Origin of the sequence: Desulfovibrio sp., from assembly GCA_016208105.1 — a bacterium.
Classification (GTDB): domain Bacteria; phylum Desulfobacterota; class Desulfovibrionia; order Desulfovibrionales; family Desulfovibrionaceae; genus Fundidesulfovibrio.
Genome location: JACQYS010000022.1, coordinates 51,345 through 72,517, shown reverse-complemented (window position 1 = coordinate 72,517; position 21,173 = coordinate 51,345). Strand labels below are relative to the sequence as shown.

At 59.4% G+C, this 21,173-nt stretch carries 13 protein-coding genes; 6 read left to right on the top strand and 7 right to left on the bottom strand.

Annotated elements, in window-relative coordinates:
* The first annotated feature begins 184 nt into the window (after positions 1-184).
* Complete coding sequence (locus HY795_12925) at positions 185-1,342, top strand: HD-GYP domain-containing protein (GenBank protein MBI4806131.1); 1,158 nt, start codon at positions 185-187, stop codon at positions 1,340-1,342.
* A gap of 108 nt (positions 1,343-1,450) precedes the next feature.
* Here the strand turns inward: HY795_12925 and HY795_12920 are convergent, their stop codons facing one another.
* Positions 1,451-2,890 (bottom strand): SH3 domain-containing protein, encoded by a 1,440-nt coding sequence (locus HY795_12920; protein ID MBI4806130.1) that lies wholly within the window; start codon positions 2,888-2,890, stop codon positions 1,451-1,453.
* 508 nt (positions 2,891-3,398) lie between these two features.
* On the opposite strand from HY795_12920, the gene HY795_12915 reads away from it, so the two are divergent.
* Both HY795_12915 and HY795_12910 read left to right on the top strand, forming a co-directional pair.
* Positions 3,399-5,471, top strand: a complete 2,073-nt coding sequence (locus HY795_12915; protein MBI4806129.1) for a HAMP domain-containing protein — start codon at positions 3,399-3,401, stop codon at positions 5,469-5,471.
* A gap of 398 nt (positions 5,472-5,869) precedes the next feature.
* A complete protein-coding gene (locus tag HY795_12910; protein ID MBI4806128.1) occupies positions 5,870-7,942 on the top strand; it encodes a Cache 3/Cache 2 fusion domain-containing protein in 2,073 nt (690 codons plus the stop codon).
* Between the two features lie 80 nt (positions 7,943-8,022).
* Here HY795_12910 and HY795_12905 read toward each other — a convergent pair whose 3' ends face one another.
* The 3 genes from HY795_12905 to HY795_12895 all read right to left on the bottom strand — a co-directional run bounded on the left by HY795_12905 (position 8,023) and on the right by HY795_12895 (position 11,474).
* Positions 8,023-10,440: a PAS domain-containing protein gene (locus HY795_12905; protein ID MBI4806127.1), complete on the bottom strand. Its 2,418-nt coding sequence runs from the start codon at positions 10,438-10,440 to the stop codon at positions 8,023-8,025.
* Positions 10,441-10,711: 271 nt separating this feature from the next.
* Complete coding sequence (locus tag HY795_12900; GenBank protein MBI4806126.1) at positions 10,712-11,128, bottom strand: cupin domain-containing protein; 417 nt, start codon at positions 11,126-11,128, stop codon at positions 10,712-10,714.
* Positions 11,121-11,474 (bottom strand): hypothetical protein, encoded by a 354-nt coding sequence (locus HY795_12895; protein ID MBI4806125.1) that lies wholly within the window; start codon positions 11,472-11,474, stop codon positions 11,121-11,123. The genes HY795_12900 and HY795_12895 overlap by 8 nt, the downstream gene beginning before the upstream one ends.
* 231 nt (positions 11,475-11,705) lie before the next feature.
* Here HY795_12895 and HY795_12890 point away from each other — a divergent pair, with 231 nt between their 5' ends.
* From HY795_12890 to HY795_12880, 3 genes are all read left to right on the top strand, one after another.
* Positions 11,706-13,001 carry a diguanylate cyclase gene (locus tag HY795_12890; GenBank protein MBI4806124.1) on the top strand — a complete coding sequence of 432 codons (1,296 nt, stop codon included), beginning with the start codon at positions 11,706-11,708 and terminating at the stop codon, positions 12,999-13,001.
* Positions 13,001-15,217: a ribonuclease R gene (gene rnr, locus HY795_12885; GenBank protein ID MBI4806123.1), complete on the top strand. Its 2,217-nt coding sequence runs from the start codon at positions 13,001-13,003 to the stop codon at positions 15,215-15,217. Before HY795_12890 ends, rnr begins: the two co-directional genes overlap by 1 nt.
* A gap of 610 nt (positions 15,218-15,827) precedes the next feature.
* Positions 15,828-16,712 (top strand): HAMP domain-containing histidine kinase, encoded by an 885-nt coding sequence (locus HY795_12880; GenBank protein ID MBI4806122.1) that lies wholly within the window; start codon positions 15,828-15,830, stop codon positions 16,710-16,712.
* A 104-nt stretch (positions 16,713-16,816) separates the two neighbouring features.
* On the opposite strand, the gene HY795_12875 is transcribed toward HY795_12880, so the two are convergent.
* The 3 genes from HY795_12875 to mnmE form a co-directional block, all read right to left on the bottom strand.
* Positions 16,817-18,355, bottom strand: a complete 1,539-nt coding sequence (locus tag HY795_12875; protein ID MBI4806121.1) for a penicillin-binding protein activator — start codon at positions 18,353-18,355, stop codon at positions 16,817-16,819.
* On the bottom strand, positions 18,355-18,648 hold the full coding sequence (locus HY795_12870; protein MBI4806120.1) for a hypothetical protein: 294 nt from the start codon (positions 18,646-18,648) through the stop codon (positions 18,355-18,357). Before HY795_12870 ends, HY795_12875 begins: the two co-directional genes overlap by 1 nt.
* Before the next feature lie 68 nt (positions 18,649-18,716).
* A complete protein-coding gene (gene mnmE / locus HY795_12865) occupies positions 18,717-20,237 on the bottom strand; it encodes a tRNA uridine-5-carboxymethylaminomethyl(34) synthesis GTPase MnmE (GenBank protein ID MBI4806119.1) in 1,521 nt (506 codons plus the stop codon).
* Between the last annotated feature and the right edge of the window lie 936 nt (positions 20,238-21,173).

Genomic DNA, 21,173 nt, shown 5'->3' with positions numbered 1-21,173 from the left:
CTGATCGAGCTGAGCGTCTGAGAGCTGTGGTATACAGGGATCAACCCGCCAGCCGGCCGCCCCGGCAGGAACCTGCCGGCGCGCATATCAGTTTCCCAAACAAGCGCAGTGCCGCCTAATCCCTTTACCCGCAAACGGAATGCATGGTAGATTTTGTACGTGTCCGGATAAGGATACGTACAAAATGCTCAAGGAAATCCCTCTCAGCCAGCTCGCCGTGGGCATGTTCGTGGAGCGCTACGGCGACGGATCTTTTCAAAACCCGCTCCATAACCTGCGGGACTACATTCATTCACAGGCCCAGATTGATGTGCTTCGCGAGCAGGGCGTGGCGGAAGTCACCGTCGATCTCGCCAAATCGAAAACCAAAGCCGCCAAAAGCCAAACTGTCGGGGGGGCTCCGGAACACGCACACCAAGTTCCCGATGCAAGCCGCAAGCTCTATGCCCATTGCTTGAGCCATGTGACGGACGTGATGGAAAAAGTCCGCCAGGGCTTCACCGTGGATTTTGCGCAATCCTACGAGGCCGTGGACACCATTATGGGAGGAGTGGACGACAGCCCGGCCCACATGACGCTTTTGGCCAAGCTGCACCGCTACGACGACTATACCCTGCGCCACAGCCTGAACGTTTCCTTGTTGAGCATCATTTTCGGCCGGCACCTGGGTCTTGAGCGCGAGGAACAGCGCAGGCTGGCCTTTGCGGGTCTCTACCACGACGTGGGCAAATTCAAGATCCCGCTGGAGATACTCAACAAGCCGGGCAGGCTCTCGGAAAGAGAGTTCGAGGTGATGAAACACCACAGCAGGCTGGGATACGAACTCTTGAAGGCCCAGGAAGGAGTCACGGAGGATATTCTCCTTGGGATTCTCCATCATCACGAGCGATATGACGGAAAAGGCTACCCCAAACAGCTCAAGGCCGATGAAAAAGACCCCTTTTCCCGCATACTGACCATCGTCGACATCTTCGACGCCCTCACCAGCGACCGCTCCTACAAGAAGGCTTCCACGCCCCATGAATCGCTCAAGGCCATGTTCGCCTGGCGCAACGAGAGCTTTCATCCCGGCCTTCTGGAACAGTTCGTCACATGCTTCGGGGTCTACCCTCCCGGCTCGCTTGTTCGCCTGACGGACCAGACCTGCGGCGTGGTGGTGGAGTCACGCACGCAGAGCCCTTCCAGGCCCTTGGTGAAGGTCTGCTTCACCAAGAAGCTCGTTCCGCAGCTCCCGGTTTTTGTGGATCTCGCCACTCTTCCCAAGGCCTCCGAGGGCGGCCTGGACATCGAAGCATACCTGGCTCCCCGCGAGCACGGGCTAGAACTCGAACGGTTCATCTAAGAGCGAAGTCCGGCCCTCTTTAAGCCGTTGCGTTCTCCTTTCTCCCCAAGTGCCACAAAAAAAGGCCGCGAACTGTAGTTCGCGGCCCTGTGGATTTACAGTATTGGCCTACTGGGAATCATCAGGCGCTTCGGCCTCCGGCTCCGGCATGTCCTTGCCGTCAGCCGGGGCGACCAAGGTCAGCCCCTTTATCCGGTTGAGCATGATCCGCCCCGGACCCACTTCGGGGTAGATCTCTCCCAGCCTGAGCGTGGTGACCACGGCCTTTCCGACAACCTTGCGGCCGTCGGTGCCGTTCGGCTCCAGAGTGCGCATGCCCCACATGTTGTGGAAAGCCACCGGGTGCCCTTTGTACTGGCCGATATACAAAAGGATGTGCCCCGGCATCCAGAGAAGCGTTGAGTACGGGACACCGTATTTGAGTATGGCCTGTTCCTTGTCCTCTCCGGACATTCCCTCCAAAGAGATGTAGGAACCGGCCTTCGCCTGGTAAGAGGAATTCCTCGGCAGCCACAGGCCGAAAGGAGCCAGCACGTCCCTGGTGGCCGCGGAGCAGTCCCGCTTGCCGTCGAGGCCGCCCCATCCATACGCTTGGCCCATCATCTGGTTGGCCGCCCGCGCGATGTTGGCCGGGGTGGCGGGCATGGGCATGAGAGCTGCCTGACCCTGGGTGACCCAGACCGGCCGGGTTTCCGCGCGCCCTCCCGGTCCGGGAGCGGGAACCAATACCCTAAGCCGCACGCCATCTGTATCCTCAACCGGCAGCACCGCGCCCACTCCGGCCCGCACCTCCTTGCGCACTCCCGGCAGCAGAGGAACTTCCTCGGCGATGAATCCGGCAAAGGCCTTGGAAAGGTACTGGGACATGAACGGCTCGTCCACGTAGGCCAAATCTTCCGTGCGGACCCAGCCCGGGGCGATGGCCGTTTCCACCAGGGCCCACGCCCCGTCGCGGCTTATGTGGTCCACGAGCACGGGCGTGCCCACCCACAGGGCGGACATCTGGAGCATGTCGAAGGGATAGCCCTGTCCCGGACGCCCCGGAGTTCCATAACGCGGGTCCATGGTGGGCATGGCCCGCAGGTTGGTGTTGCTCACGGCGATTGCCGGCCTGCGCGCCGAGGAGAAGCCGCGCATGTTGGCATTCCAGTTGATGCGGTCGGTCCAGGGCCGCAAATGGGCCATGCCGTTTTCATCGTAGCCGGGCTTTTTGGTGTAGGAGGCGAGCATTTTGCTGGCCACCTTTCGCGCGTAGGCGGGATTGCCGCCCCGCCAAGGCCCGAAGAGACGCTCGATATAGATCTCCGAGCGCATCTTGGCCGCTTCCGGGGTCAGCATGGGCACTTCGGCCTTGCTCTTATCAAGGTAGGCCATCGTGTCCTGGGGAAGCTCACGCAGATCGTCCAGAGGCTTCTTGGTGGACCACTTTGGCTTCGGCTCGAAAGTGGTGCCGAATTCCGTTGCTGGCTGTCTGGCGCAGGCCCCGGCAAAAAGAACTAGGGCCAGCAGGAGAATCTTCGCGGAAAGTGTAGTCAGGCGTGCGTGCATGTAATTCCTCTTGGGCAATCCGTTCCGCACTGGGAGTGCCCCGCAATGGCGCACAGGTCAAGAGGAAAGCATCGGTGCATTCACCATGCGGAATCTGCAACCAATTATCCATACTAAATACTCCCTTTCGTGGCTCACAAGATTGGTTGGAATCATTGCACGCTTGCAACCTTCCGGACACTGCACATCGGGAATCGTCCAATGTATTCGCCCGTATCAGCTGTATTTAAGCAGGAATATTTTCTTGTTTCCCTCCCTTACAAAAGGTTCCCTCTTCTCTTTGAAATATGCTAATGACTTACTTCAAAGACTTATAGCGCTGTTAATTGCTTGCCGGATGATGCCGGCCACTTGGCGGATTCATGCTCTGCCAAGCCAAACGATGGCCTTCGCGTACGGATGAATATTCATATTTTGTTGTTCGTACTGGCTCAGTCCTTCGCTGATAGGATCGCGAAAATGGTGTCCACTCCCCGCCGGGATGAATTAAACCTCTGGAGGCTGTAACATGAAGCTGGGCTTGCAATCCAAACTCCTCGCGCCAACCCTGGCCGCCGTCATCCTCAGCATGGGGCTTTCAAGCTACTTCTCCTACCGCAAGGCCTCGGAGGAAATCTGGAACGAGCTGGTGAATTCCTCGCAGAACATAGCCAACTCCGTGAGCAAGGGGATGAGCATCTATGTCGAGGATATCAAAGCCATCACCCTTACCCAGAGCCGGACCGTCAGGGTCGGGGCCATGTATTCTACCCCTGATCCTTCGGAAGAGGTCAAGCAGGCAGCCTCCAAGTCCCTCGCCGAATTAAAGGCATTTGACTCTTCTGTCGGCGGTGCGGTCTTGCTCAATTCCAAGGGAGACACGATCCTCAGTACCGACACCCAGTTCGGCAGCAACGTTAGCGACAGGGACTATTTCAAACGCGCCATGAACGGGGAAGCCAGCATCTCCGAACCCCTCATGAGCCGGACCACCGGAAAGCCCGTGTTCATTGTGGCCACACCGGTGAAATCAGGTGATAAAGTAGTTGGAGTTCTCTATGTCAGGGTGGACCTGGCTAAATTCACGGAAGACATGATCCTTCCGGTCAGGGTCGGCCAGACCGGATACGCCTACATGGTGAACAAGGCGGGCATTATCTTCAGCCATCCGGACAATGAACGGATTCTCAAACAGAATATCTCCGAGCAGGACTGGGGCAAGAAGATGCTTTCCATGGACAAGGGAGCAATCACCTACGATTCTCAAGGGGTATTGAAAACCGCAATATTCACAAAGGAAAGGACCACGGGTTGGACTGTCGCAGTCACCGTGAACAGCGAAGACATCGCCCGGGCGTCGTCTTCCGTACGCAACACCACCCTGATCTTCGGTGGGGCGGGCATTCTTCTGGTCAGCCTTATTATCCTCTTTATCGTTCGCCAGGTGATCAAGGATCTGGCCGCCAACGTCGCTTTCGCGGGAGCCGTGGCCGAAGGCGACCTGGACCGCAATCTCACGGTCGACCGCCATGACGAACTGGGCAAGCTTTCGGACTCGCTCAAGATCATGGTTGGCAAGCTCAAGGAAATGATCGAGACCTCCAACCACAAAACCAAGGAAGCAGAACACCAGACCGAGCTGGCCCGCCAGGCCATGGCTCAGGCGGACGAGGCCAGGGCCAAGGCCGAGACGGCCAAACAGGAAGGCATGCTGGCCGCCGCGGACAAGCTGGAAGGAGTCGTGGCCATTGTATCCACTGCTTCCGAGGAACTCGCCGCCCAGGTGGATGAATCCAGCCGTGGCGCCGAAGAGCAGGCCAAGCGGACTGGTGAAACAGCCACGGCCATGGAGGAGATGAACGCCACTGTCCTGGAGGTGGCGCGAAACGCGGGTCAGGCCGCGGAAACATCCATGCAGGCCAAGCAAAAGGCCGAGGGCGGAGCCAGCGTGGTCGGGCAGGTGGTGGAAGGAATAGACCACGTGATGACCCAGGCCCAGGAATTAAAGACGGATATGAACACCCTGGGCAAACAGGCCGAAGGCATCAGCCAGATCATGACCGTGATCAACGATATTGCCGACCAGACCAACCTTCTGGCCCTGAACGCGGCCATCGAGGCGGCCAGGGCCGGAGAAGCGGGACGGGGGTTCGCTGTGGTGGCCGACGAAGTGCGAAAGCTCGCGGAAAAGACCATGTCCGCCACCAGGGAAGTCGGAGACGCCATTTCCGGAATCCAGCAGGGGACCAAGAAAAACGTTGGCAACGTGGAGAACATCGGCCGGCTGATCGAGGAAGCGACCTCCCTGGCCAACAAATCCGGGGAGGCATTGAAGGAGATCGTCGGCCTTGTGGACATGGCCTCGGACCAGGTGCGCTCCATCGCCACGGCAGCCGAAGAGCAATCCGCCGCAAGCGAAGAGATCAACAAAAGTATCGAGGACATCAACCGCATATCCTCGGAAGTCTCGGAAGCCATGCGCCAGTCGGCCCACGCGGTTGGGGAAATGGCCGAACAGGCCCAGGTGCTGAACAGTCTTATCGAAGAGCTGAAATCCGACGGGCAGGACAGAGGAGGCAGACAGCTCTCGCTCCCCGGCTAGATTTCAGAAACACAACCGCCAAGCTCCCCGCCGGCACTCAATAAGCCGGGACCGGCGGGGAGCACTTTCGCCTCCGCTTTTCCCACAAACCAAAAGCCTCCCGCAGCCTCTTCACGAGCTTTTTCCTGTTTCCCTTCCTTGCGGACTCTTCCCTTCATTCATAAATATATGTTAACAACTTATTATGGGTACGAAAGCATCTTGCTCAGTGCCTTCCTGATGGCGCCAACCCCATGGTGCACGCTGTATCCGCACTCGCCGTACGTTGGCAGTTTACAGGAATGATGGACGTCCTTGGAACCTGAGTATTTCACCAGCACGTTCCAACCCGAGATGATCGTATTTGTGGGTGCTCACTCCCCACCATCTAGGATCAACACCTTTTGGAGGTCGTAAAAATGAAAGTGGGCTTACAGACCAAACTCCTTGTGCCAACGCTGGTTACGGTCATCCTCACCATGGGGCTTTCGAGCTATTTCTCCTACCGCAAGGCCTCGGAAGAGATCTGGAACGAGCTGGTGAACTCCTCGCAGAATATCGTCAACTCCGTGAGCAAGGGGATGTCCATATATGCTGAGGACCTCCTGGCCATAACGCTCATCCAGAGCCGGACTGTCCGGATCGGGGCCATGTTCGCCTCTCCGGATCCCTCGGAGGAGGTCAAACAGGCGGCAATCAAGTCCCTTGGAGAGCTGAAGGGATTCGACTCGTCCATTCAGGCCGCCAACATCCTGAATGCCAAGGGCGACACCATCCTCAGCACCGATCCCCAGGCTTCCGGAAATTTCTCAGACAGGGAGTATTTCAAGCGTGCCATGAAGGGTGAGCAAAGCATCTCCGAGCCCCTTTTAAGCAGGGTAACCGGGAAGCCCGCCTTCATAGTGGCCGCGCCGGTCAAGTCTGGAGATAAAGTGGTAGGCGTTCTTTACGCCAGGGTGGATCTGGCCGGGTTCACGGACGACATGATCGCACCGGTCAAGGTGGGGCAGACCGGATACGCCTACATGGTCGACAAATCCGGCCTGATCTTCAGCCACCCGGACAAGGAGCGTATCCTCAAGCAGAACATCTCCGAGCAGGACTGGGGCAAGAAGATGCTGTCCCAGGGCAAGGGAGTGATCACCTACGACTCACAGGGAATCCAGAAGACTGCCATCTTCACCAAGGAAAAGACCACCGGCTGGACCGTGGCCGTTACCGTGAACGGCGAGGACATCGCCCACGCCTCGGCTTCCGTGCGCAACACCACATTGATTTTCGGTGGTGCGGGAATAATCCTGATCAGCCTGATAATTTATTTGATTCTGCATCAGGTGATCAAAGACCTGGCTGCCAACGTCGACTTCGCCGGAGCCGTGGCCGAAGGAGATCTTAACAGGGAACTTGCGATCACCCGCCAGGACGAATTGGGCAACCTCTCGAATTCGCTCAAGATCATGGTGGGCAAACTCAAGGAGATGATCGAAACCTCCAACCGCAAGACCAAGGAAGCCGAGGAGCAGACCGAACTGGCCCGCCAGGCCATGGCTCAGGCGGACGAAGCCAGGGCCATGGCGGAGACGGCCAAGCAGGAGGGCATGCTGGCCGCTGCGGGCAAGCTGGAAGGGGTTGTGGCCATCGTTTCTTCGGCCTCCGAGCAATTGTCCGCCCAGGTGGAAGAGTCGAGCCGCGGTTCGGAGGAACAGGCCAGGCGAACCGACGAAACTGCCACAGCCATGGAGGAGATGAACGCCACGGTCCTGGAGGTTGCGCGCAATGCCGGCCAGGCATCTGAAACCACCATGCAGGCCAAACACAAGGCCGAAGACGGAGCAGTAGTGGTCGGGAAGGTGGTGGCCGGAATCGGCAACGTGATGACCCAGGCCCAGGAACTAAAGACCGATATGAACATCCTGGGCAAGCAGGCCGAAGGAATCAGCCAGATCATGACCGTGATCAACGATATTGCCGATCAGACCAACCTCCTGGCCCTGAACGCGGCCATCGAGGCGGCCAGGGCAGGCGAAGCCGGGCGCGGGTTCGCCGTGGTGGCCGACGAGGTGCGCAAACTTGCGGAGAAGACCATGTCCGCCACCAAGGAAGTCGGAGACGCCATTTCCGGCATCCAGCAAGGGACCAAGAAAAATGTTGGCAACGTGGAGAACGCCGGCCGCCTGATCGAGGAAGCCACATCCCTGGCCAACATGTCCGGAGAAGCCTTGAAGGAGATCGTGGGGCTTGTGGAACTCGCCTCGGACCAGGTGCGCTCCATAGCCACTGCCGCCGAGGAACAGTCCGCCGCCAGCGAGGAGATCAACAAAAGCATCGAGGACATCAACCGCATCTCCTCGGATGTTTCCGACGCCATGCGCCAGTCCGCCCAGGCGGTTGGCGAATTGGCCGAACAGGCGCATGTGTTGAACAGCCTGATCGAGGAACTGAAATTCGAAGGCTGCGGGGGAGGTTGCGACCAAGCCGCCTTACCCAAATAGCTGTTCGCTATCACCCGAACCAATAAGGCCCGCCGGAACCAAACAGGTTCCAGCGGGCCTTTGCGTTTGCCTACTGACTGTTACTGGGCGTTGTTGGACACAGCCTTCAGCCTGTCCGCCAGCCCGCTTAACGCGGCGATGGAGCTGGCCGACTCGTCCATGCCCCTGGCCGTGCTTCGCGAGACCGCGTTCACGTCGTCCAGGGCCTTGCTGATGTGTTCGCTCACGGAAGACTGCTCCTCGGCCGCGGTGGCGATGGCGTGTACCTGGCCGGCCGTGTTGCTCACAAGCTCCACGATGCGGTCCAGAGTTTCGCCGGAACGCCCCGAGAGCTTTGTGGCCTCGTCCACGGTCTTGGAGGCCTGCTCCGTGACGCCAACGTTCTTCTGCGTCTCCTCCTGAATGGCTGAAATAACCTGGGTTACCTCGCCCGTGGCCTGCATGGTCTTTTCCGCAAGTTTTCGCACCTCGTCGGCCACCACGGCAAACCCGCGCCCGGCTTCACCGGCCCTGGCCGCCTCGATGGCCGCGTTCAAGGCCAGGAGGTTGGTCTGGTCGGCGATATCGGAGATCACGGTCAGAATCCGCCCGATGTCCTGGGCGCGCTGCCCCAGGCTGGACATGTTCGCCTTGAGAAGATCCGTCTGGGTTCTTACAGCGTTTATGACCTCTGTGGCCTGGCGCACCACGCTCTCGCCTTCCTGGGCGGTGGCCCTTGCTTCCTCGGCCTGAGTGGACGCCACCTGGGCGCTCTTGGCCACATCGTGGGAAGCCGCCGTCATCTGATTCATGGAGGCCATCGTCTCCTCCACCCTGCGCTGCTGGAGCCCCGCTCCGTCAGCGACCTCCTCCACCTGGGAGGAGATGGTGGTCAACGAACCGGTTATCTCTTCCGCCACCGCGGAAATCTCGGCGTTCACGTCCTTTAACTGATCGAGGTGCCGCTCGAGAGCGTCCTCCCGGTCGACCACGGCGGTGATGTTCTGGGCGAGTTCCAGATATCCCAGAGAATTGCCTTCCAAATCGGTAATGGCCTTGACGAAAGGCTTGATCACCAGCCGTTTCCCGTCCTTGTGGCACAGGATGCGGGTGTCCTCGGAAACAATCCCCCCGGTTTTGGTCAACTGGATGGGGCACTGCCCGGTGGAGCACGCTCCGGTCTGGAAAATGTCGGCGCACTGCATTCCAAGTATCTGGTTCTGAGGCTTTCCCGCATACTCGGCGGTGGCTTTGTTGGCCAGTACCAGACGCATGTCTTCCCCAACCACGAAAAGCGGATCGGGAACGGAATCCAGAACGGCCCGGTTCAAGGAGATCAGGCGGGAAAGCTTGAGCATGAGCTGGTTGAACCATTTGGCCAGGCTGGCCATCTCGTCCCGGGAATCTTCCGGAAGCTTGGCTGTGAGGTCCGCCTTGTCCTCGGTGATGTCCTTGATCTTCTGTATGATGAGGTCCACTGGCTTGCTCACATACCTGACGAAGGCAACACTGGCGATAATGGTCGGGAACACGAGCAGCATGGCCAAAAGGCCGGCCAGGATGTACTTGGCGGTGTCTATGAGCGCACCTTCCGCGGACGTGTCTATCACCGCCACCATGACTCCGGTCTGAGTTCCCTTGTAGTCCTTGATGGGAAATGCCCCGAGAGCCAGGTCGCCGTGCCGGGCTATAACCAGACTCTTCTGGCCGCTGGCGAGCAACTGCGATGTGACCAGCTTTTCCACACTCTTGTCCTTGGCGCCGGTCACCTGAACGAACTTTCCGTCCAGCAGGGGAAATTTCGAAGAATCCTTCAACGCAGCGGTTATATTGAGAAACTCGGCGTTCATATAGAGAAGGAGCTGTTGCCCGCTGTTGGAAGCGCCCTTAAGAACAGGCGCAAAGTCCGAGAGCACTTCCACGCTGCCCAGCTGCTTCCCCTGCGAGTTCTTCACTGGTGCGATGCCACGGATGGCAAAACCGCCTTCGCCCAGTTCAATGCCCATTATGGATTTGCCGGTGCGGATTACGTCGATAACCGTTGGGCGAAACGAGGAAAGATCGTCTGAGATGTCCATCTTCTGTCCGTTGCGGGTGACCTGCTTGTCGCGCCAGAGACGGACCAGGCTCCGGATGCTGGGGAGATGGTAGTGAAGCTGGAATTTCCGCCCGCCCATATTGTCGGAGAATCCCTTGAGAGCCCCGTCGAGTTCCCTGCGGATGCGCTCCCTGGCCCGTTGAGCCGCCGGATCATTCTCGTCGTTTATGTTGCCGGACAGCGCGTCCTCAAAGGACTCGACCACGGCCGGAACCTGAGAGAACAGAACCGCCTGCTCAAGGGTCATCCTGGAGACGTTTTCAATTGCGCTCTCCACTTCCCCCGCCTTGCCGGCCATGATCTTTCCGACGAACTTTTCCTCAAGGTCATCGAGCGATCTGTCCAGCACCCACAGGCAAACACCGCCCAGTACGATGATCGCAGCCACGAAAGGTAAAAACATCTTCTTCCGAATTCCCATAGAACACCTCTAACCTATAGGTATGGCCGATAAAGAATATCTTTCTATAACGAATGACGCCAGTTTGTCACGCGCACTCGGCCGAAGAAGCGTCCCATTTGCTTGCTCAACGGTCATTTCATTCACAAAATGAACTGCTGACCAACAAGGACAACACGCACTCCTCGCCCGGCATATGCCTCCCGGAACAAGCGAATCGCCTCTCAACAGCGTTGAATCGGGGAACGGTTTCTACGCTACCCTAAATAATTGAAAACGCCCAGCGTGGATTCTATTCGAAAGACAGATCGGGGATGTCGTCGGCGGGATCGTGGACGCCTGCGTAGTATTCCACGACAACAAGGTGCTCGATGGCTTCGAACCGATGGGCAAGCCCAGGCTGGATGGTTACTTTATCTCCCTGCGCAAGGATGACACTTCCCTTGCCACCGGTCTGCGCGTCCACCCACCTGAGCACTCCCTTGCCTGAAAGTATGTAGAAATGCTCCACCTTGGCCTGATGCACGTGCCCGCCCCGAAAAAGTCCGGGGCCTGGTTTCAGGGTAAAACAGGCCAGGTGGTTGAAAACTCCGCCGTCTTCAATCAAGGCCAACTCGCCCCGCTCCTGGATGATCCGCCTGAAGGGCAGGCGCTCCATTGTCACGGGAGCGTGCTCCACCGTGAGCTTGCTTGTTCCTGGCTTATCCATCGGCACTCAGGCAGGTCTCGTCCAGGCCGCGAGCTGAAAAGGACCACAAATGGACCGGTCCGAACCCTCCGGAAACGGCCACAAGCCTTCCCGTGGCTCCGGGGTCCATAACCAAGATGAGCTCCTGGCACATGCCTCGGAGTTCTTCGGCATCAAACTCACGCAGGGTGCTCAAGAACCCGAGATCGTCCCCCGAGGATCTGAAGTCGACATAAAGGGGGCCCAAGCCGGAAAGAAGCTCTTCGACCCGCTCCCGGAGGGTGGCCTCAACATCTCCCACATCCTCGAAGGAAAGATCACTCCCGTAACGAATCTCGCCGATGACGTCACAGTTCTGCAAAGCCATACCCTGCCCCTTCACCCGCTTTGCGGGGTCCTCATTTTCCTTGACCCATACACAAGATGTGGCACTTAGGAAAAGACGAAACTTCCCTGTCGGCCACTCCCGAAGAACGGGACAACGGCGCACATTGAGGGTAGACTCGTCTGCGGACCGGAAGCCGCGGACCTACGCACCGGGAACAAACCTCGGCACGGGCTCAAGCCGTACCCAGCTGGTGCCACAAGGACGACAGCCATGTCTCTCTCGCAGAAGGCCGCACCACCGGCACAGCCCCTCTCCAGGCTCTCTCTGCTCATAGTGGAGGACGACCCGGTCACCCAGTTCCAGCTCCAAAAACAGCTCAGCCCGCTCATGAAGGCGGTCTTATCCGCTGCGGACGGTTCCGAAGGCCTAAAAATATTCCGGGAAAGCCACCCGGACATGATCCTCGCGGACATCAACATGCCCGTGATGGACGGCCTCTCCATGGCCGCCATAATAAAGGCCGAAACACCTGACACACCCATCATCGCCCTGACCGCCCATAACGAGGAAAGCATCCTGCAAAAAGCCATCGAGGTGGGCATAGACGGCTATGTCGTAAAACCTGTCGACATCGATCTCCTCACACCCGTGCTTTTCAAGAACGCACGCCACGTGCTCCATCGCAAGCAGGAGGCAGCCCGCACGCAGCTCTTCTCCTATCTTTTGGACATCAATCCCCATTTCATTATCTCCGCTGTTTCGGGCACGGTCGATTACGCCAACAGCACATTCATGCAATTTCTCGGTTTTGAGGACCTGGAAAGCTTGCTTACCGGCAAGACATGTGCGCTCAGCGAAGTACACGTTGACGGCAACCGGCACAATCTGTGCGACTTCTCGTGGATTCCCAGGCTGCGGGACCAGCCGGGAATGCAGCACACCGCCTGCTTTTCCACCCCCGGGGCCGAATGCTCCGCGGAAAACTTCTTCTGGGTCACCTCCAGGTATTTCCCGGAACTGGACCGCGACATCGTGACTTTCACCGACATTACGGCCCTGGAGCGCGAGAGGGTGCAACTGCTCTACCGGGCCACCACGGACAGCCTCACCGGAGTCTCCAACCGCTCCAAACTGACCGACTACATCCATGCTGAACACGCCAGGTTCAAGCGATACAAGGTGCCCATGAGCCTCATCATGTTCGACATCGACCATTTCAAAACCATCAACGACACCCTGGGGCACGCCGTGGGCGACCAGGTGCTGGCCGCCCTGGCCGACGTGGTGCTCCACAGCACGCGGGACACGGACATGCTCGGACGCTGGGGTGGTGAAGAATTCATGATACTCGCCCCGCTCACTTCCCTGGAGGACGCCAGGGAGTTCTCCGAACGGCTGCGCGAAACCATCGCCGCAAGCCCGATGCCCGGGGTGCCTCAGCTTACATGCAGTTTCGGAGTCGCGGAAATCCGCAAAGGGGAAAGCTTGGACTCTCTTTTCAATAGAGTGGATGCCGCTCTGTACCGGGCGAAAAATAACGGGCGAAACCGCGTGGAGACAGCCTAGTGGCCAAACACGACAAAAAACGCCGCAACGACGCCGCCTTCGACGCCGCCAGCGTGCTCAGGCTATTCAAGCACAAAGGCAAGCCCCTGTCTCTTAAGGACGTGCTCTCTGGTCTCGGCGCGGCCAAGCTCCACAAGGCAAAACTTTTAAATATTCTGGGCACGCTGGCGGATTCCGGCAAGATAATCAAGCTCCAGGGGGCCTGGGGCCTGGCCGAGAGCATGAAGCTCTACACCGGCAAGCTCGAAATCCAGCGTTCAGGCGTCGGTTTCGTGCTCTGCGACGACAAAAGGCGAAAGGACATCTTCGTGAACCCGCGCGACTTCGGGGAAGCCTGGCACGGCGACCGCGTGGCCGTAGCCCTCACCAAACAGCGCGGCCTCAACTGCGAAGGCCGTGTGGTGCGCGTTCTCGAAAGGCAGGCCAAAACCCTGCCCTGCCGGGTGGAACGGCGCATCAGGCAGGGGCTCTACCTGTGCCGGCCCACCGAGCCGCGTTTCAAGCATGCCTTGCTCCTTGAGACAGCTGACTCCGTCACGCCACCAGCCCTGGGCGACGTGCTCACGCTCAATGCCGGAGACAGGCTCGACCATCAGCTGTACGCCGGCGAGTTGGTAGAATCGCTCGGAAACGAAAACGACGTGGCCGTCCAGGAACGTCTGGTGAAGCTCAACCACAACGTGCCAGGTCCTTTCCCTGCCCAATGCCTAGCCCAGGCGGCTCTCTTGCCTCCCGAGCCTGGAGAAGCGGATTTTACCGGACGAAAGGACATGCGGGACATGGGCTTCGTCACCATCGACGGAGACAAGGCCCGCGACTTCGACGACGCCATTCTCGTCAAGCAAAATGGACGCGGATTCACTCTCTGGGTGGCCATAGCCGACGTGTCGCACTATGTGCCCGAAGGGTCGCCCCTTGACCGCGAAGCCATTGAGCGGGGCAACTCCTACTATTTCCCCCAGTCCGTTGAACCAATGTTCCCAGAGGCCTTGTCCAACGGGCTGTGCAGTTTGAACCCCAAAGTGCCCCGCCTGGCCATGGTGGTGGAAACCGATTTTTCTTCCCAGGGCGTGCCTGGCGAGAGCCGGTTTTATCCCGCCGTGATCGAGAGCAAGGCCCGCCTGACCTACACGCAGGTGAACAAGGCGCTCTTTCTGGGCGATTCTCAAGAGCGCGAAGCAATTGCCCATGTGCTCCCCATGCTGGAAACGGCCGAGAAGCTGGCCAGAGCCATACGCGACAGGCGCATAGAGCGGGGCAGCCTGGATTTCGATCTGCCCGAACCTGAGATCCTCTTCAATCTGCAAGGCGAGACCGTGGACATCCGGCCCCGGGTGCGCCACTTCGGCAACCAGATCATCGAGGAGTTCATGATCGCCTCAAACGAGGCCGTGGCCCGTTTCCTGACGGAAAAAGGTGTTCCCGCAGCCTACCGTGTCCACCCCGAGCCCGATCCAGACAAATTGGAGAACCTGTTTTCCATGTTAAGGCGCACCGAGTTGGGTCTCTCCCTGCCGCCAAAACCCACTGCCAAGGGCATTCAGGCCATTCTGGCCCTGGCCGCCGGAACCGAAATGGAGTTTCTCACCAGCCGCCTCCTGCTGCGCTCCATGATGCAGGCCAAATACGGCACCCAGAACCTGGGGCACTACGGGCTGGCATCGGAATGCTATTGCCATTTCACATCCCCCATCCGCAGGTATGCCGACCTCATGGTCCACCGGGGGCTCAAGGCCGTGCTTGCCGGCAAGGAGCCGCCTGTCACCGCCAAAAAGATGCAGACCATCTGCGAGCATATCAGCCAGCGCGAACGGGTGGCCATGGAAGCCGAACGTGAAATCCTCAAACGCGTCACTGTTTTGTTCATGCAGGACAAGGTGGGGCAGGTCTTCGCGGGTGTCATCGCTTCGCTTTCGGATTTCGGCTTCTGGGTGGAGCTGACCGATGTCATGGCCGAAGGCCTGGTTCGCCTCTCCACCCTGACGGACGATTACTACGCCCTCTTCCCAGAACGCCAGGAACTCCTGGGACAGAGGACAGGAAGACGGTTCAGGCTGGGCCAGCACGTCCAGGTGGAACTCACCGACGTCCACTTGGACAGGCTTGAAGTGAATCTCAAGCTGGCCGGGGAGGAGCCGGAGCTCCCGCGCAGACAGCAAATGAAACTGGCAGGGAAAAACAAGAGACAGAAGGGACGCAAGAGTCGGGGCGTTTAGCCTTTTGAAATATCCGTTTGCCCAGGCGATTTGTGCGGCTGGCGAGACACTTTTCCCAGCCGCCCCATTCGTCAACAGTATATAAGCAACACGTTTTTACTCTTTTTCACTTTCCGCAACACTTTACTTCCAAGCCAGCGGTGTACCATTGGCAGTTACGCCGCACTTTGCTGTCAGGTACCGAACAGTATCCTGCTTTCACATTCCACATGTACCCTCTCTTCACGAATACTTTTCTCTTGCCTTGCATCTTTACCTATGGATAAAGTCCGCCATTCGTATTCGCATTCAAGCAGGAACATGCGACGAGATCGTTCATTCTGAGCATGGTGGTTTTTCCGTCAGAACATCAGGAGGAGTCCGATTGTCGTCTTCCTGTCCACGGAATGATGCCGTAGAATTGCAGCATGAACTGCCCTCTCGATTCTTGACCGAGGCAAGTGGGGAAAGCGTTTTCTCCGACAGCAACCTGTCTTACATCATTGAAAAGCACTCTTCCGGCGACCTGTCCTGGATGAAGCCTGAGTTTCAGTGGAAGTCCGTCGTCCACTGTGAGGACTGGCCCGCGTTTTATCATGCACTGCAAGAGTGCGTTGGTACAGGCGCACACTTGAGCATCTCCTGCCGTTTGGACAGTGGCAGATCGAAATCCGTCCCGGTCCTGGTTTCCGGCAAACTGATCCGCGACAACTCCGGCAATCCCTCCTGGATAGAGGGCACCATTGCCCCTCTGCCTGAGCAGCAGGGCTGCATCGGATGCCGAGAGGCCATTGTCGAGGGGGAGAAGCGGGCACGGGACTTCTGCAAGAACATTCTCGCGGTTTTAAGCCACGATATCCGTTCACCACTGATCGGGGTGATCGGCATGCTCCATCTTCTTCGCAAATCAGGATTGAACGAACGCCAGTCCGAATATGCCTCGTTGGCCTCCGAATCCTGCGAGCGCATTCTGGAATTCGCCAAGAACCTTCTTGATTTCGCCAGGATCGATGCGGGAAAGGACGAACTCAGTCTCCAAGAGGTGAACCTTCCGAGCGTGGTCGATTCCATCGCGAATCTTCATCTCGATCAAGCTATGCGCGGTTCGGTTTTCTTGGACCTGGAAACGGCGCCAGACTTCCCGGTTTACATCCTGTGCGACGAAATCAAGGTGCGACAGATTCTCTCCAATCTCGTTTCCAACGCCATCAAATTCACCCCGTCGGGAACTGTGCGGATGTCCTTGACTCATGCCCGGATGCCAGGCGGACAGGTCGCGGTCATTCTGGAAGTCTCGGACACCGGCATCGGTTTCGAACTCGCCAAGGCCAAGTTCATGTTCGACCAGTTTGCCCAGATGTGCCAGGAGGAATCCCTGCGGCGCCTGGGCGCGGGGTTGGGCTTGACCATCGTGAAGGGTCTTGTGGAACTCTTTGGAGGAACCATCTGCGTGGACTCCGCCGTGGGCGAAGGCTCCAGCTTCTACGTCAGCTTTCCGGCTGATGTGGCCAGATAGCGGCTTTGCGATCTTCATGTAATCCAGGCAGGCAAAGCGCCATGAAAAAGGCCCGGGGAGTGTTCTCTCCCGGGCCTTGTTTCGCTTAGCAGACAGCTTGGAGGCTAGTCTTTTTCAGGCGTATTGATGATGAGCTGCTTCACGCTCCCCGGATCGAACTGATAACGTGCCGTCTTTACCCAGTAGAACTTGCCGTCGATATTTTTGATGGTCCAGAAGTCGAAGTCATAGTCCTCGCGACGATCACCGTTTTCGTTGAGCGCCATCCACCCGCTTGCCCCGTAGAAGCGTTCGGCCGTGGCGGGAATGGCCTTTTTCAAGGCGGCCGCGTCCTCGCCCGAGGCCATGGCCGTGAACGCTCCCAGCCAGACGATGTCGTAGGCAACCACCGCCTGGGTATCCACGAAGGCCTGTATCCGGTCCTCGATGCGCTTCTCGAGTTCGGAATACACGGAGGTCCCTGTTTCGCCGTAGCGGGCAAAAGCCATGCGCACCTTGGCGGCGAATTTGGCCACTTCCTGGTCCTGAATAACCGAACCGCGCAAGGCCGAGTCGTCTCCGCCATACCATTTGGCTTCGTCCAGACCGGCCAGCTTGGCGGCTTCGCGCAGGATGCCCGCGGTTTGAGTTCCCCTGGCGGCCACCACCACGGCCAGTTTTTTCTTGTCCTTCACCTGTTTGTCTATCTGGGCCTTCAAGTCAGCAACGTAATTCGCGAACTGCGTCACTTCCGGGCGGAACCTGGTACCCGGGATCACTTGTCCGCCCAGGTTGTTGAACTGCCCCTTTATGTGGGTGACCAGCTCATCGCCGTACATGTCGCCTTCCCAAATGGTGACAAGCTGCGTGCACCCTTCCTGATTGGCCATGACAGCCAGCGCTTCGGCCTGCACGGCGTCGGAGGGGCTGAACCTAAAGAGGTTCCGGTTGGGTTTGGCCAGGTAAGGACCGGCGCTGCCCTGGGAGAGCAGGATCATGCCGTTCTTGGTGGCGAAATCGAGAACAGCGCTCACCTCGTTGTCGCTGTATGGCCCGATCACCAGCCGCACCCCGGCCACGGACAAAGCTTTCAGCTTCTCCAATGCCCTGGCGCCGTTGGATTCAGTATCCTCCACCTGGACTGACACCCGCTCGGCCGAGCCGTTTTCCGCGAGATAGGCGTTGATGTCTGAAACGGCCAATTCAATGGCTGCCCTGGAGCTCTGTCCCTGGGGCGCAAGCGGCCCGGTCAGGGGAAGCAGCGCGCCGATGGTCAGTTTGCCCCCGGCAAGTTTGGATTTGGCCGGAACGGGAGGAGCCTTTTGTGGACGGATCTGAGGCGGGCCGTCCTCGGGCTGTGCCGGAGCGGTTTTGGCGGCTGGTTTGGCCGGGGCCTTGGCGGCAGGCGTTGTTTGCGAACCGGCAGCTGCGGGCTCGGATGGACCAGCCTGATCCAGAGGAATAACCTCCCCAGGCTGTGGCGTGGGCTTGGGCGCGGGTCTGGCCGGTTTTTTCGCGGGTTTGGCGGGTTGCGCCGCTCCCGTGTCCGAAGGCTGCGCAGACGGATCAGCCGGAGTGTCCTGCGCCAAAGCCGTGAGCGCAAAACCAAAAACAAGGACGAGCAATACGATGAAGTGTTTCATCGCGGGACCAGCAAATCGCATCAACCGCCTCCGTGCGTTGGAACTACCCGGGCCCCCAAAAAGTCGAGCACTACAAAAAATATATCGAGGGGGCATACTTTTTCATCAACTTCCGCGCAGTGCGGCAACTCGGAATCCGCAGCCACGCAGAGGGCCTCATACACGCATACCAGCTTTTCCGGCCCGAAAAGGTCCGTGATGAGCCGGTCAAGTTCCTGCAGGTCTTCCGGTGCGGTCTCAGTCAGGCTGACCTGGACCTGGCTACCGAGGTCCACGACAAAGTGGCCCAGGTAATTCGCCGCGACTGCCTGCATGCCGGAACCTCCCTAGTAACCAATAGAACGAACCACGCCAAAAGTGAACGGCAAAACACGCGCGAGAATCACTTCCCGATGCAGAATCCGTCGAACACCGCGTCCAGGATTGCGCCGGATGTAATTTCTCCCGTGATGCCAGCAAGATGGTCGCAGGCCGTTTCCAGCCTCACACCTAAAAGATCGGGCGGGACGCCCTCTTTTAAATCCGAGGCGAGGGTCGCGAGTTCCAAACCTGCCGCAACCAACAGGGCGCATTCCCTGTCGTTCGGCACTGGTTCGGAATCGGAAGGGGCCTCGTTGCCAGCGAGCAGACGGGCGCGCAGCCGCGCGCACAACTCTTCGAGCCCCTCTCCCGTTCTGGCCGAAACGCTTATCACGTCAACACCCGCTTCGGCCAGCAGGACTCGCGGGTCCCGCTCCGCAGGGGGGAGGTCGGCCTTGTTGACCACCGCGAGCACCCGGGCCGGGTCCAAGGGCACAGAACCGCACTCGCCCTGAAAAATGGACGGGGAGTAGTCCACGGACCCGTCCACCACCAGCAGCACGGCCCGGCTCTCTTCCATCAGGCTCTGGCAACGCGCCACACCCTGGCGCTCAACCGGATCATCAGTGGAACGAAGCCCCGCCGTGTCCACCAGGCGAACGGGCAGGCCGTCCAGGTCGAGCTGTTCCTCGAGAAAATCCCTGGTGGTTCCCGGAACGTCGCAGACTATGGCCCGTTCCCGCCCGATGAGGGCGTTTAAAAGGCTCGACTTTCCGGCATTCACAGGCCCGGCCAGCACGGCCAGCTCTCCCTCCCGGAAGGGTTTTGCCCTCCCGTGCGCCGAAACCAGCAGGTGTATATGCTCCATTGTCTCTTCAAGCGCCGCCATGAACGCGTCCGGCTCCAGGCACTCCACCTCGTCTTCGGGAAAATCAACTGCCAGGCATATCTGCACTCGTAATGCTTCAAGCCGCGACCGTAGTTCCCTGACCCTGGCGGCCATGAGGCCTTCCAGCCTGCTCAAGGCCAGGCCGGCGCCTCGCAAGCTGTCCGCCGCCACCAGTTCGGCAACGGCCTGAGCCTGACTTAAGTCCATCCTTCCCGCCAGGAAGGCCCGCTTGGTGAATTCGCCGGGCAAGGCATGCCTGGCTCCAAGGTTCATGGCCGCCCCCACAGCCGCGCGCAGAATCACCGGGGAACCGTGGCAGTTGAACTCCACCACGTCCTCGCCTGTGTAGGAATTCGGGCCGGGCATGAAGGAACACAGGACATCATCCAAATGGCGGCCCCCGCAGTCCAGGAGCGTTCCGTGGTGCAGCCTGTGTGGTTTGAGGCCGGAAAAATCCGGCTTTGACGAATGAAAAAGCCGGGTTCCGATGTCCCTGGCCCCAGGCCCGCTCAAACGGACTATGCCCACCCCTCCCCTTCCCGGCGGGGTGACCACGGCCACGATGGTGTCATCAGCGCCTGCCACCGCCGCCCCCTTTGCCCTCGCCACTGCCGGGCTTGCCCATGGAGTCCAATTCGCGCCCGGAAGGCGAAAGCCTGCGTTCCCCGCGGCCCGGAACGCCTGGTTTGACAGTGCCGCCGGGTTCACCGCCATAGGAGGTCTTTCCGGGACCGCGAACCGCGTCCTGGGCCCCCTTGGCCGTGTTCTTCATCTTCTCGCCAGCTGTCTTGAACATATTGCCGCCGCTTTCGCCTTTGGCTCCCTTGGCCGGCTTTACGCCAGCCTTGGCTGCGTCCCTGGAACCCTTCATATCCGCCTGGCCAGCATCCTTGCCCGCCTTGATCCTCGAGGCCTTGAGAGCCGCTTCGGCCAGCCTCGGAGGTTTGGGCTTGCCACGGAACATGCCCGGCGGGACGAGCGGTCCGCCCGGGGCCATCCGCATGGGCACCCCGGCAAGCAGCGAGCGAAACCGCCCTGAAATGGCCCCGGCCTGGCCGAGGGCAACACCGCGCGCCTTGCCCAGCCCCTTACCGGCCGGCACCAAAACCGGCGCGCCGCCGTCCTTATCGGTAACCAACCCCGGACCGCCGGAAAAGACGGCAGTCTCCACGGTGTCGGCACCCACGCTCACGCCAAGCTCTGTGCCACGCACCCCGATCACAGCCAGGGGAGTCTCCAGCCGGAAACGGTCAGGGGCCTGAGCGGTTACCTCGCCGGTCAGGCAGCGAAAAACACCCTGGCTGAGCCTGCACACAGCGCTGGCAGCGTCAGGACGGGCCGGGTCGTAGGCTGCGTCCACTATTTCGATGCTGCTCTGCTCGCCCAGGGACAAAAGCGTGCCGTCGGCCAGGCGGACCTGGACCGAGGCTTTCTTGCCAGTGGCCACCGTTTCACCGTTGTAGACCACGTCCTTGACCGCGAGCTTGCGGGCCTGCGCTCCGGGTAAGCCCGCAGTGACTTCGCCCTGGACATCGTCAGCCATGCCTGCGGGAACCGGAGCCGGATTTTGGGCGGGAGCCTGCGCCTGAGGTTGGGGTTCGGCTCCGGTGGGCGCCTGGGCGAACGCCACGGCGCTCAGAAAAAGGACAA